Below are 13751 nucleotides of genomic sequence, written 5' to 3'. Positions count from 1 at the left end.
GTGCCCGACGTTACGAGGACGGGGTGCCCCGGTCTTGTACGTTCTTGCACCCGCGGCCCGGCCCCGTGCTGCGCTCGCGCCGGTACGCCCCCGGCGGCACCCCCACTATCCGCGTGAAGTGCCGGTTGAGGTGCGGCTGGTCGGTGAAGCCGACCGTGTGGGCCGCGTCGGCGGGCGTCGTCCCGGCTTCCAGGAGGAGTTGGGCGTGCCGCACCCGCGCCGCGGTGAGCCAGGTGTGCGGGGGCATTCCGTACGCGGCCTTGAAGGCGCGGAGCAGGGCGAAGGGGCTGGTGCCGACTTCCCGGGCGAGGGCTTCCAGGGAGGGCGGAGCAGTCATCCGGTCGCGCAGGATCTCCCGGGCGAGAGCGGCCGTGCGGGCGGCGGCGACCGGTCCGGGGGCGGGCAGGAGGCGGCCGTTGCGGAGCAGCAGCCGGGCGATCGCGGTGCGGAACATGGTGTCGGCGGCGAGCGCGTTGCCCTCCTCGGCGGCCCTGTGCACCTCGTGGATGAGGCGTGCGGTGTCGGGGTCGTCGACGATGCTCTCGGCGAAGCCGGGGGTGCCGCGCAGGGTGGTGGCTTCGGCCGCCACCTCCGCGACGAGTTCCCGGGACGGGTAGAGAGTGGCGTACGACCAGCCCTCGGGGGCCCCGGCCCTGGCCGCGTGCGGCACCTCCGGGTTGATCATGACGACGCTGCCGGGGGCGGCACTGAGGGTGCCGTCGGGCATGTGTACGTCCTCGATGCCCCGGCGGACCGCGCCGAGGACGTACCCCTGATGGCTGTGGCGGGGGAAGGAGTGCCGCACATAGCGGGCGCGCAGCAGATCGAGTCCCGGCACTCCCGGGCACTGCCAGTGCCGTGCCCACTCGCCGTCCCTGCGGGTCGCCGTACTGCCCTGCTCCTCCTCTTCCATCCGGCCATTGTGCGCCCTCGAACCGCCTCTGACCTGCGCGTCCATCCCGTGGACCGGTGATTGTCAGTGGTGGGGTGCACGATGGGCCCATGGTGAGGAACGCGCTCGACTCGTTCTCCCCCGCGACCAGGGGCTGGTTCACGGGGGCCTTCGATACGCCCACGGCGGCTCAGGAGGGCGCCTGGCGGGCCATCGGGGAGGGCTCCGACGTCCTGGTCGTCGCCCCGACCGGATCCGGCAAGACGCTGGCCGCGTTCCTCGCCTCGCTCGACGACCTGGCGTCCACGCCACCGCCCGCCGACGCCAAGAAGCGCTGCCGGGTGCTGTACATCTCCCCGCTCAAGGCCCTCGCGGTGGACGTCGAGCGCAATCTGCGCAGCCCCCTCACCGGTATCCGTCAGGAGGCGGTACGGCTCGGGCTGCCCGAACCCGACATCCGGGTCGGCATCCGCTCCGGCGACACCCCGCCCGCCGAGCGCCGGTCGATCGCCAACAAGCCGCCGGACATCCTGATCACCACCCCCGAGTCGCTGTTCCTGATGCTCACCTCCTCGGCCCGCACCGCCCTGGAGGGCGTCGAGACGGTGATCCTGGACGAGGTGCACGCCGTCGCGGGCACCAAGCGCGGCGCCCACCTCGCCGTATCGCTGGAGCGTCTGGACGAGCTGCTGCCCCGGCCCGCCCGCCGGATCGGCCTGTCCGCGACCGTCCGGCCGGTCGACGAGGTCGCCCGTTTCCTGTCCCCGCAGCGCCGGGTCGAGATCGTCCAGCCGCCGTCCACTAAGGTCTTCGACCTGTCGGTGGTCGTCCCCGTCGAGGACATGGGCGAGCTGGGCGGCTCCCCCGCCAAGGACGACGACCAGGGCGACAAGCCGTCCATCTGGCCCCAGGTGGAGGAGCGCATCGCCGACCTGGTCCAGGCACACCGCTCGACGATCGTCTTCGTCAACTCCCGCCGGCTCGCCGAACGCCTCTGCAACCGGCTGAACGAGATCGCTTACGAGAGAGCCACCGGCGAGGCACTCCCCGCCGACGCCTCCCCGGCCGAGCTGATGGGCCAGTCCGGCGCGGCCCAAGGAGCTCCCCCGCTGCTCGCCCGCGCCCACCACGGATCGGTCTCCAAGGAGCAGCGCTCCCTGGTCGAGGAGGACCTCAAGGCGGGCCGGCTGCCCGCCGTGGTCGCCACCTCCAGCCTGGAACTCGGCATCGACATGGGTGCGGTCGACCTGGTCATCCAGGTCGAGTCGCCGCCGTCGGTGGCCTCCGGCCTCCAGCGGGTGGGCCGGGCGGGGCACCAGGTGGGGGCGGTCTCCACGGGTGTCGTCTTCCCCAAGTACCGGGGCGACCTGGTGCAGGCGGCGGTGGTCACCGAGCGGATGCGCAGTGGGTCCATCGAGTCCCTGCGCATCCCGGCCAACCCCTTGGACGTACTGGCGCAGCAGCTCGTCGCGATGGTCGCGCTGGACTCCTGGCAGGCGGACGACCTGCTCTCGCTGGCCCGGCGGGCGGCGCCCTTCGCGTCGCTGCCGGAGTCCGCCTTCACCGCGGTCCTCGACATGCTGGCCGGGCGCTATCCGTCGGACGCCTTCGCCGAGCTGAGGCCGCGAGTGGTCTGGGACCGCGTCGGCGGTACGGTCACCGGCCGGCCGGGCGCGCAGCGGCTCGCCGTCACGTCCGGCGGGACCATTCCCGACCGGGGCCTGTTCGGTGTCTTCCTCGCCGGGTCCGACCCGAAGAAGGGCGGCGGCCGGGTGGGCGAGCTGGACGAGGAGATGGTCTACGAGTCCCGCGCGGGCGATGTCTTCACCCTGGGTACGACGTCCTGGCGCATCGAGGACATCACCCGCGACCGCGTGCTGGTCTCCCCCGCGCCCGGTGTGCCGGGGCGGCTCCCGTTCTGGAAGGGCGACCAGCTGGGCCGCCCGCTCGAACTCGGCCGTGCGCTGGGCGCGTTCCTGCGGGAGCTGGGCGGGCTGAAGGCGGAGGACGCGCGGGCCAGGCTGGGGGCGGCGGGGCTGGACGAGTGGGCCGCCGACAACGTGCTGTCGTACCTCGACGAGCAGCGCAGGGCCGCAGGTCATGTGCCGGACGACCGGACGATCGTGGTGGAGCGGTTCCGCGACGAGCTGGGCGACTGGCGGGTGGTGGTGCACTCGCCGTTCGGCGCGCAGGTGCACGCCCCGTGGGCGCTGGCGCTGGGGGCCAGGCTGTCCGAGAAGTACGGCATGGACGCCCAGGTGATGCATGCCGACGACGGCATCGTGCTGCGGCTGCCGGACGCGGATCTGATGGGCCTGGACTTCATGGGGCTCGATCCGCTCGACCCGGCCTCCGCCCCCTCGCCCGCCGCCCCGGACAAGCCGCTCGGCGCGGAGTACGACAACGACCAGGCCCCGATCGGCGCCGCCGACACCCTCTTCGACAAGGGGGAGGTCGCGCAGATCGTCACCGACCAGGTGGGCGGGTCCGCCCTGTTCGCGGCTCGCTTCCGGGAGTGCGCGTCGCGTGCGCTGCTGCTGCCGCGCCGCAGTCCGGGCAAGCGCACCCCGCTGTGGCAGCAGCGCCAGCGGGCCTCCCAACTGCTGCAGGTGGCAAGCGAGTTCGGTTCGTTCCCGATCGTCCTTGAGGCGGTCCGCGAGTGTCTACAGGACGTCTTCGACGTACCCGGGCTGACCGAGCTGATGGGCGACATCGAGGCGCGCCGGGTGCGCCTGGTCGAGGTGACCACCACCGAGCCGTCGCCGTTCGCACGCTCGCTGCTCTTCGGTTATGTGGCGCAGTTCCTGTACGAGGGCGACTCCCCGCTCGCGGAGCGACGCGCGGCGGCGCTCTCGCTGGACTCCCGGCTGCTCGCCGAGCTGCTCGGCCAGGCGGAGCTGCGCGAACTGCTGGACGCGGAGGTGCTGACGCAGCTGGAGCAGGAGCTCCAGTGGCTGGCCGAGGACCGCCGGATCAAGGACGTGGAGGGTGTCGCCGACCTCCTGCGGGTGCTGGGGCCGCTCACCGGGGCCGAGTTGACGGCCCGGGGTGCCCAGCCGCAGTGGGCGGACGAGCTGGCCGAGGCCCGCCGGGTGATCCGGGTGCGGATCGCGGGCGCCGACCACTGGGCGGCCATCGAGGACGCGGGGCGGCTGCGCGACGCCCTCGGCACGGCACTGCCCATCGGCGTCCCGGAAGCCTTCACCGAACCGGTCAAGGACCCCCTCGGTGACCTCCTCGCCCGCTTCGCCCGCACCCACGGTCCCTTCACCTCCGCCGCGGCGGCCGAGCGCTTCGGCCTGGGCGCGGCGGTCACCGACGGCGCACTGCACCGGCTGGCGGCGGGCGGCCGTGTCGTACAGGGGGAGTTCCATCCGGCGGGGATCGGCCAGGAGTGGTGCGACGCCACCGTCCTGCGCCGCCTGCGCCGCCGCTCCCTGGCCGCTCTGCGCCAGGAACTCGAACCGGTCGCCCCCGCCGCCCTCGCCACCTTCCTCCCGCAGTGGCAGAGCTACGGAAGCGGCGGGCTGCGTGGAATCGACGGACTGGTGCGCGCCATCGAGCAGTTGCAGGGCGCCCCGGTCCCGGCCTCCGCCCTGGAAAAGCTCGTCCTGCCGAACCGGGTGGCCGGCTACACCCCTGCCCTCCTCGATGAACTCACAACCACCGGCGAGGTGTTGTGGTCCGGCTCGGGTGCCCTCCCCGGCAAGGACGGCTGGGTCTCCCTCTACCTCGCGGACACCGCCCCGCTCCTCCTCCCGCCGCCGCACCCTCTCGAACTCTCCGCCCTCCACGAGTCCGTCCTCACCACCCTCTCGGGCGGCTACGGCCTCTTCTTCCGTCAGATCGCCGACCAGGTGCGCGCCACCACCCACCCCGACGCCACCGACCCCCAACTGGCCGACACCCTCTGGGACCTGGCCTGGTCCGGCCGCCTCACCAATGACACCCTGGCCCCGCTGCGCGCCCTCCTCGGCTCCGGCCGCACCGCGGGCGCCACCGCCCACCGAGCCAAGCGCTCGATCCCGCGCGGCCGTTACGGCTCCCTCACCGGCGCCACCCGCCCCGTCTCCCGTACCGGCCCCCCCACCGTCGCGGGCCGCTGGTCCCTCCTCCCCGCCCCGGAACCGGACCCCACCCACCGCGCCCACGCCCTCGCCCGCACCCTCCTGGACCGGCACGGCGTGGTGACCAGGGGCGCGGTCGCCGCGGAGGGAGTGGAGGGCGGCTTCTCCGCCACGTACCGCATCCTCGCCGCCTTCGAGGACAGCGGGCAGGCGCGCAGGGGTTACGTCGTCGAGGGGCTGGGGGCCGCCCAGTTCGCCATGGACGGTGCGGTGGACCGCCTCCGCGCGGCAGCCACCGCCCGCGACCGCAGCGAGGGCGACGCCCCTCACCGGGCCGTCGTCCTGGCCGCCGCCGACCCGGCCAACGCGTACGGTGCCGCCCTCCCCTGGCCCGAGCCCCCCGCCGGTGTCACCCACAAACCCGGCCGCAAGGCGGGCTCCCTGGTCGTCCTCGTCGACGGCGAACTGACCCTCTACATGGAACGCGGCGGCAAGTCCCTCCTCGCCTGGCCGAACCACCCCGCCGACGCCCAGGCCTCCGCCACCGGTCCCTCGGCTCTCACCGCAGACTCCGACGACGCCCCCCTCCAGGCGGCCTCCGCAGCCCTGGCCGCCGCCGCCCGTGCCGGCACCCTGGGCACCCTGACCGTCGAGCGCATCAACAACGTCCCCGCCCTGACCTCCCCCGAGGGCCGCACCCTGGAAACCGCGGGCTTCCACGCCACCCCCAAGGGACTCCGCATCCGCCCCTGAACCACACCACCCACCGGTCGCGCCTCGACCCCGGCCACCACGGCGGCACGCTGGAGCGCGCCGGGCACGCTTCCGCCGGGAATCCACCGACCGGCTGCACCTGTCCGACCCGCAGCACCTGTCCGACCCGCAGCACCCGTCCGCCAAGGACGGCTCAGGCAGCGTCGCTTTCGCGGGCTGCCCGGAGACAACCCGAGAACCCGCGGACCACGACCGCCCCGGGCCCGATCCGCGCCGTCCCCCGGTCGGCCGTACACGCGCCGAAAATCCCCTGCGGCCCAAGCCCCGACCAGCCCGAAGCCACGCCCGAGCCGGGCCAGGGCCCGTCCGGGACCAGGCCCGTCCGAGACCAGGTCCGTCCGGGACCGGAGCCCCACCCGAAGCCGGACCGGACCCCGCCCAGGACCGGACCCCGCCCGAGGCGGGACCCGGACCACGACCGGCGCCGGGCCCCACCGCCGCCCGCCACCCACACCCACACCGCACCCCCGACGCACCCCGCGCAGGCCACCCCACTCGCCCCACCGAATCCCCCATCATGGGACCCATGCCCGAAGGAGACACCGTCTGGCAGGCCGCCCGCCGCCTCCACACCGCCCTGGCCGGCCGCGTCCTCACCCACGCCGACCTCCGCGTGCCCCGTTTCGCCACCGCGGACCTGACCGGCCGCGAGGTCCTCGACGTCACCTCGTACGGCAAGCACCTCCTCACCCGCATCGAAGGCGGCCTCACCCTCCACTCCCACCTCCGGATGGACGGCACCTGGCGCGTCTTCGCCCCGGGGGAACCCTGGCGCGGCGGCCCCTCCCACCAGATCCGCGCCATCCTGGGCAACACGGACGCCACCGCCGTCGGCTACCGCCTCCCCGTCCTGGAACTCCTGCGGACCACCGAGGAACACACCGCGATCGGGCACCTCGGCCCCGACCTCCTCGCCCCCGACTGGGACCAGGACCCCGCCCTCCGGGACCGTGCGGTCGCCAACCTCCTTGCCGACCCCGACCGCCCCCTCGGCCCCGCCCTGCTCGACCAGCGCCATCTCGCGGGCATCGGCAACGTCTACAAGTCCGAACTCTGCTTCCTCGCCCGCGTCACCCCCTGGCTCCCGGTCGCCGCACTGCCCCCCGACGTCCCCGCTCGGCTGGTAGCCACCGCCCACCGCCTCCTGGACATCAACAAGGACCACCCCGACCGCCGCACCACCACCCTCCCCCGCACCAAAAGCACCTCTTCCCCCATCGCTGGCACCCCCACCCCCAGCACCGCCCGCACCTCCACCCCTCTCTATGTCTACGGTCGTGAGTCCCGCCCCTGCCTCCGCTGCACCACCCCGATCCGCCGGGCCGACCAGAGCGACGGAAACCGCGCCCGCCCCACCTACTGGTGCCCGAACTGCCAACGAGGCCCCACTAATTGACGCTCCGTCAGATCCAGTCGTACGGTCGCCCCATGCCTCTCCCCGGACCCGCCCCCACCCTCCTGGCCGCCTACGACCTCACCGGCCGCACCGCCTTCGTCACCGGCGCCGCCAGCGGAATCGGCCGCGCCGCCGCCGTACTCCTCACCGAAGCCGGCGCCACCGTCCACTGCGCCGACCGCGACCCCGACGGCCTCGCCGAAACCGCCCGGCAGATCACCAAATCCACCGGGGGCACCGCCCCCACCCGCACCGGCGCCGCCCCCGCCCCCGCCCCCGCCCCCACTGCCAGCAACCCCACCCTCCACACCCTCGACGTAACCTCCCGCCCCCAGCTCAACGCCGCGATATCCACCCTCGACCGGCTCGACATCCTGGTCACCGCGGCCGGGATCATGCATTCCAGCAGCGTCCTGGAGACCACCGACGAAGACCTCGACCGCATCCTCGCCGTCAACTTCAAGGGAACCCTCTACGCCTGCCAGGAAGCCGCCCAGCTCATGCTCACCACGATCGGCACCGGCAACTCCACCTCCAAAGACGCCTCCCACCCCACCGATCCCTCCCACCCCAACGCCCCAAGCACCGTCGCCCCAAGCATCGTCACCCTCGCTTCCGGCGCCGCCGACAGCGCCAACGCCGGCCTGTTCGCCTACAGCGCCACCAAGGCCGCCATCATCCAGCTCACCAAGACCCTCGCCACCGAACTCGGCCCGCAGGGCATCCGCGTCAACACCGTCGCCCCCGGCTGGATCCGCACCCCCATGACCGCCCGCCACGACGCCACCCTCCAGCACAGGGCGGAAGCCACCATGGCCCGCATCACCCCGCTCGGCCGAGTCGGCGAGGCCGAGGAGGTCGCCCACGCGATCCTGCACCTCGCCTCGGACGCCGCCCGCTTCACGACCGGCCAGATCTTCCGCCCCAACGGCGGCGTCGCGATGCCCTGGTAACCTCCGGCACCTCGCCGACCGCACCCTCCCCGGGAACCTCAGCCCCCGCGCTTGCCCCACCCGCCCGAAGCACCCCGCGCATCCGCCGGGGCCCATGCGCCACCACATGCACCGGCAGCAGACTCAGGCCCCATCCCCCGGCAACAACCGACGCCTCCACCACACCCGCCCCACCGGGCACCAACGCCATCCGCAGTACCGCCCACCACCACGCCACCCCGACCACCACAGCCAGCCCCGCCACCAGAGTCCCCGCCACCCCCCGGCGCCCCCGTATCCAGCGGTCGTGCCGCACCATGACTAGCCTCCTCGGGCCGATGCCAGATCGACGCTAGACGCGGGCATTCCCGTACGGGAGGGCGCACCGGAAGCACCCGGAGCACTCACGGCGCATCCGATGCACACCCTGCCCCGTACGTCTCACGGAGTCATCCGCCTCAGGCGGTCTCCGCCTGGAACATCCAGGCGTGCTTCTCCAGGTCGGCCGTCAGCCCGATGATCACGTCCTGGCTGATCGGGTCCGGGTCGCCCGTCGCCTCGATCCGCTCGCGCATCCGCACGATCACCGCACCGAGCGCGTCCACCAGGATCCGCACCGCGTCCGTGTCCTTGATCCACCCCGTCGGAACCTCTCCGATCGCGCTGGTCGAAGCCACCGTCGCCGCCCGCCCGTCGGGGCTCACTCCGAGCGTGGAGGCCCGCTCGGCCACCGTGTCGGAGTGCAGTCGTGCCGTGTCCACGACCTCGTCGAGCTGCAGGTGCACGGACCGGAACCGCGGGCCCACCACGTTCCAGTGCACCTGCTTCGCCACCAGCGACAGGTCCAGCAGATCGACGAGCGCCCCCTGAAGCGCCTCCCCGACCACCTTGAGATCGGCCTCGGGCAGCGTGCTCTTCACAGCAGACATCCGGATCCTCCTCAGAAATCCAAGCAAAACGAATCAGCACTCACAACCCTGCCACAACCGATCCAATCCGGTCATTCGGGGTCACCAATCACCAAATCGACCCCACTTCCACGTCGTCTGCCCCGCGCACCCACGCGAAAGGCCTGAGCCCCGACCGGCCTCAAGGAGGTCGGTCGGGGCTCAGGCCCACAGAAACTGACTTACGCACTACTTCATTCGCTAGGCAGCGACGACATCCACCGCTTCCGCAGGGGCCTTGATCGTCACTCGTTCCGTTGGCACACCGGGCACACCGGTCACCGACGTCACGGAGACCGCATTGAGCATCGGTCGCATTGGCTGGCGCACCGGCGTCTCGCCGGCCGCAGCCGACGCCGCCAGTTCGGCCAGGGAAAGTTCGTCGCTCACTTCACGCATGAGCTCGGACATCCGTACATCAAGCGCGTCGCAGATCGCGGAAAGCAGCTCGGAGGATGCCTCCTTCTGCCCCCGCTCCACCTCGGAGAGATAGCCGAGTGAGACCCGGGCGGACGAGGAGACTTCGCGCAGAGTACGGCCTTGGCGCTGGCGCTGCCGACGCAGCACGTCACCCAACAGGCGACGGAGCAGAATCATCGGTGGCTCCCTCCTCGGACCGCGTAGCCGCATCCTTCACGCCCCACCGTACCGCCTCGCGCTGCGGCCGTGCGGGGAGCGATGTCGTGTTCACTCAGGGCTGCAAACATCAAGTCTCCCCGTTGTGTTCCGTATCCTGTGCCCGCCCCGTTCCGGTCGGTTCATCCGCAGGTGGGGCGGCCAGCTCTCCCGCGAGCAACTCCAGGACTTCTCGCACACTCTCTCTACGGATGTCCGAACGGCTGCCGTTCAATCTCAACGCCGCCACTTTCTGCACCCCGCCGGGCCCGGCGAAGGCCACGAAAACCGTGCCGACCGGCTGTCCGTCCTGCGGTTCCGGCCCCGCGACGCCGGTCGTGGAGATCCCCCAGTCGGCCCCGAGCACCCGCCGTACGCCTGCCGCCATCTGCTGCGCGACCTCGGCGTCCACCGCGCCGCGCTCGCGCAGCAGACCGGGCGCGACCCCCAGCAGATCCCGCTTCAGGACGGTCGCGTACGCCGTCACCGACCCCCGGAAGACCTTCGAGGCCCCGGGCACCCCGGTCAGCTCACCGGCCACCAGTCCGCCGGTCAGCGACTCGGCGACGGCCAGGGTCTCGCCCCGGGCACCCAGCGCCGCAAGCACCGCACCCGCCACCGCCGTAACAGAAGACACAGCAGCACCCCCCGAAGCCGAAGCCGAAGCCGAAGCCGAAGCCGAAGCGGAAACAGGAGCGGAATCAGAACCCGGCCCCGAGCTCACCGAGCAGCCCGCTCCGCCGCCAGCCCCGCGCGCCGCAGCACAACCGCCTGCCGTACGTAGTCCAGCCCGGTCACCACGGTCAGCAGCACGGCCACCGCCATCACCCACCACCGGAAGGTCGCCAGCGGCCCGACCAGCATCAGCACATACATGCCGACCGCCGTGCCCTGCGCGAGCGTCTTCATCTTCCCGCCGCGACTGGCCGGAATCACCCCGTGCCGGATCACCCAGAACCGCATCAGCGTGATTCCGAGCTCGCGGAAGAGAATCACCCCGGTCACCCACCAGGGCAGATCACCGAGCGCCGAGAGTGAGATCAGCCCGGCCGCCATGATCGCCTTGTCGGCGATCGGGTCGGCGATCTTCCCGAAGTCCGTGACCAGGTTGTACGCCCGCGCCAGATGACCGTCGAAGACATCGGTGATCATCGCGACGGCGAACGCGGCCCAGGCCCAGGCCCGCCATATCGGGTCGTGCCCGCCGTCCGCGAGGAGCAGCATCACGAAACCCGGCACGAGCACCAGGCGCACCATCGTCAGAATGTTGGCGATGTTCCACAGACTGGCCTGACTCGCCACCACCGCACCCAGCTTTCCACCCGACCCGGGCGTGCCGCCGGTCACGGGCGTCGCCCTGCCGGTACCGCCCGCCGCAGACGCCGGGATTCCGCTCATCTGGCCGCCTCCTCAGGAACCTCGATGGACCCGTTGGCCTCATCGGGCCCACCAGGCAGCGGCTCGGCAAGAAGGTCCACGCCCTCGGTGCCGACCACCTTTGCCAAGACCATACGACCGGGCGTCAAGCCGTGGCTGGTCGTGAAGACCACCTGGCCGTCGGTCTCCGGCGCCTGGTGCGCCGCCCGGCCGATCGCGCCGTCCTCGTCATCGATCGACTCGATCAGCACCTCAAGAGTCTCGCCGAGCCGCTCCTCCGCCCGCTGGGCGGTGAGCTCCTCCGCGAGCCGCGACAGGTGCTCCAGGCGGGCGGCGATCACGTCCGCGTCGTTCTTGTTCTCGTACGTCACGGCCTCGGTGCCGTCCTCGTCCGAGTAGCCGAAGACGCCGATGGCATCCAGCCGGGCGCCGGTGAGGAAACGCTCCAGCTCGGCGAAGTCCTCCTCGGTCTCGCCGGGGAAGCCCACGATGAAGTTCGACCGCACACCGGCGTTCGGGGCCTTCGCCCGGATGGTCTCCAGAAGCTGCCAGAACTGCTCGGTGGACCCGAAGCGGCGCATCGCGCGCAGCACACCGGGCGCGGAGTGCTGGAAGGACAGGTCGAAGTACGGGACGACATTCGGCGTCGACGTCAGTACGTCGATCAGGCCGGGCCGCATCTCGGCGGGCTGGAGGTAGCTGACCCGCACCCGCTGGATGCCGTCGACCTCGGCCAGCTCGGGCAGCAGGGTCTCCAGGAGGCGGATGTCGCCCAGGTCCTTGCCGTACGAGGTGTTGTTCTCGGAGACCAGCATGACCTCCGTGACGCCCTGCTCGGCCAGCCAGCGCGTCTCCTGGAGCACATCGCTGGGGCGGCGGGAGATGAAGGAGCCGCGGAACGAGGGGATGGCGCAGAACGAGCAGCGCCGGTCGCAGCCGGAGGCCAGCTTCACCGAGGCGACCGGGCTGCTGCCCAGCCGGCGGCGCAGCGGTGCACGCGGCCCGGACACCGGAGCGACACCGTCCGGCAGGTCCGCGGGGGCCGGGGCGGGCTCCTCCTGTGCGTGGCCGGGCAGCGCGACGCTGGCGTCCTGGCGCTCGGCGGGGCTGATCGGCAGCAGCTTGCGGCGGTCGCGCGGGGTGTGCGCCTCGACGGAGCCACCCGCGAGGATGGTCTGGAGGCGGTTGGAGATGTCGGAGTAGTCGTCGAACCCGAGCACGCCGTCGGCCTCGGGGAGTGCCTCGGCGAGGTCCTTCCCATACCGCTCGGCCATGCAGCCCACGGCGACGACGGCCTGGGTGCGGCCGTGGTCCTTGAGGTCATTGGCTTCGAGCAGGGCGTCGACGGAGTCCTTCTTGGCGGCTTCGACGAATCCGCAGGTGTTGACGACTGCGACGTCCGCGTCCGCGGCGTTCTCGACGAGGTCCCAGCCGTCCGCTGCCAAGCGGCCTGCAAGCTCCTCCGAGTCCACCTCGTTACGGGCGCAGCCAAGAGTGACAAGGGCGACGGTGCGGCGTTCGGGCATGGTCTCAAGACTACTTTGTCCCGGCGCACGCCCGCCCCGCGAGGGGCCGCCCCGGCCCGCCCCTCCCTGCTACCCCTTTTGACCTGCGAAGACGCAGAAGGCCGGGTACGAATGCACGTACCCGGCCCTGCGCTGAAACTGTCCGGATCAGCCTGCTTCCGGGTCACCCCTGGTGTAGGTGAGGCGCTCGACCTGACCGGGGCTGAAGTCGTCCTCGACCTCCTTGCCGTTCACGAAGAGCTGGACCGCTCCGGCGTCGCCGAGTACAACATCGAGCTTCTTGGGGTCGGTGAAGGTCTTGGACTCGCCCTGCTTGAGGAATCCGTCGAAGAGCAGCCGCCCGTTGTGGGCGCGGGCCGAGACCCAGCTCTTCGCGCCGGTCGCCACCATCTTGACCGTCACCCGGTCCGCCGGGGCGGCCGCGATGGCGCTGTCCGACGGAGCCGGCTTGGTCTGGGTGGGCCTGGGCTTGGTCGGCGTGGGCTTCGGAGCGGGCGCGGTGGCGGTGGCGCCCTCGGCGACGCTCCGCGAACCGGCTTCCTTGTCGTTGCCGCTGAACATGGTGAAGCCGACGAAGCCGACCACCGCGACGATCGCCGCCACCATGGCGGCGGTCCAGTTGGGCCTGCGCGGCTCGGGCCTGATCCGCTCGGCCTCGAAGAGCGGCGCGGCCGGCGTCGGCGCGGGCCGCCCGCCGTGTGCGCCGTCGTACTGCGCGACCAGTGCGGACGGGTCGAGGCCGACCGCGACGGCCAGCGTGCGGATGTGGCCGCGGGCGTACACGTCGCCGCCGCACCGGGAGAAGTCGTCCGACTCGATGGCGTGGACGATCGGGATGCGCACCCGGGTCGACGTACTGACTTCGTCGACCGTCAGACCTGCGGCGATCCGGGCCTGCTGGAGGGCGCGACCGATCGTGGGCCGGTCGTCCTCGGGAGAGTCGGGGCTGCCTGGGGCATCCGAGCTGCCGGCGGGGTCTGACCCGCCGGAGGAATCTGGGGAGTTGCCGATGGACACGGGGGCGCCTTTCGAGCGTGAGCCACCTGCTGGAGGTTCAGTCTAGGGGGGTAGCGAAAGGGTGGGGCAATCGGGAGACCGGTCTTTGTACGCCATCGGATGGGCCCGACAGCCCGAAGGCACCACAGCGCCGCAGCCGTGAACATCGCTGCCCGACCATGAAAGCCTCCCTCCCCTCAACTGGACGTACGCGCAAGGGAAACGGTTG

Annotated in this window: 10 protein-coding genes; 3 read left to right on the top strand and 7 right to left on the bottom strand. The window is 72.1% G+C overall.

Going from position 1 to position 13751, the window contains the following annotated elements; genetic code table 11:
• Positions 1-10: 10 nt before the first annotated feature.
• On the bottom strand, positions 11-913 hold the full coding sequence (locus tag ACIA73_RS34730) for an AraC family transcriptional regulator (protein ID WP_399442924.1): 903 nt from the start codon (positions 911-913) through the stop codon (positions 11-13).
• 89 nt (positions 914-1002) lie between these two features.
• On the opposite strand from ACIA73_RS34730, the gene ACIA73_RS34725 reads away from it, so the two are divergent.
• From ACIA73_RS34725 to ACIA73_RS34715, 3 genes are all read left to right on the top strand, one after another.
• Entirely contained in the window at positions 1003-5712 is a 4710-nt protein-coding gene (locus tag ACIA73_RS34725) for a DEAD/DEAH box helicase (RefSeq protein WP_399442923.1), read from the top strand.
• Between the two features lie 547 nt (positions 5713-6259).
• On the top strand, positions 6260-7129 hold the full coding sequence (locus tag ACIA73_RS34720; protein ID WP_399442922.1) for a DNA-formamidopyrimidine glycosylase family protein: 870 nt from the start codon (positions 6260-6262) through the stop codon (positions 7127-7129).
• Between the two features lie 32 nt (positions 7130-7161).
• Positions 7162-8082, top strand: a complete 921-nt coding sequence (locus ACIA73_RS34715; RefSeq protein WP_399442921.1) for an SDR family NAD(P)-dependent oxidoreductase — start codon at positions 7162-7164, stop codon at positions 8080-8082.
• Between the two features lie 437 nt (positions 8083-8519).
• Here the strand turns inward: ACIA73_RS34715 and ACIA73_RS34710 are convergent, their stop codons facing one another.
• The 6 genes from ACIA73_RS34710 to ACIA73_RS34685 all read right to left on the bottom strand — a co-directional run bounded on the left by ACIA73_RS34710 (position 8520) and on the right by ACIA73_RS34685 (position 13543).
• Complete coding sequence (locus tag ACIA73_RS34710; RefSeq protein WP_399442920.1) at positions 8520-8990, bottom strand: Dps family protein; 471 nt, start codon at positions 8988-8990, stop codon at positions 8520-8522.
• A gap of 219 nt (positions 8991-9209) precedes the next feature.
• Positions 9210-9605, bottom strand: coding sequence for a helix-turn-helix domain-containing protein (locus ACIA73_RS34705; protein WP_399442919.1), 396 nt, complete (start codon positions 9603-9605; stop codon positions 9210-9212).
• 109 nt (positions 9606-9714) lie between these two features.
• Positions 9715-10260, bottom strand: a complete 546-nt coding sequence (locus tag ACIA73_RS34700) for a CinA family protein (protein WP_399442918.1) — start codon at positions 10258-10260, stop codon at positions 9715-9717.
• An 83-nt stretch (positions 10261-10343) separates the two neighbouring features.
• On the bottom strand, positions 10344-11021 hold the full coding sequence (gene pgsA, locus ACIA73_RS34695; RefSeq protein ID WP_399442917.1) for a CDP-diacylglycerol--glycerol-3-phosphate 3-phosphatidyltransferase: 678 nt from the start codon (positions 11019-11021) through the stop codon (positions 10344-10346).
• Complete coding sequence (rimO, locus tag ACIA73_RS34690; RefSeq protein ID WP_399442916.1) at positions 11018-12526, bottom strand: 30S ribosomal protein S12 methylthiotransferase RimO; 1509 nt, start codon at positions 12524-12526, stop codon at positions 11018-11020. Before rimO ends, pgsA begins: the two co-directional genes overlap by 4 nt.
• A gap of 147 nt (positions 12527-12673) precedes the next feature.
• Positions 12674-13543: a helix-turn-helix domain-containing protein gene (locus tag ACIA73_RS34685; protein ID WP_399442915.1), complete on the bottom strand. Its 870-nt coding sequence runs from the start codon at positions 13541-13543 to the stop codon at positions 12674-12676.
• Between the last annotated feature and the right edge of the window lie 208 nt (positions 13544-13751).

Source organism: Streptomyces sp. NPDC051561, assembly GCF_044454195.1.
Taxonomy (GTDB): domain Bacteria; phylum Actinomycetota; class Actinomycetes; order Streptomycetales; family Streptomycetaceae; genus Streptomyces.
Note: the sequence above shows the minus strand (reverse complement) of the source record. Positions and strands in the feature narration are given on the sequence as shown.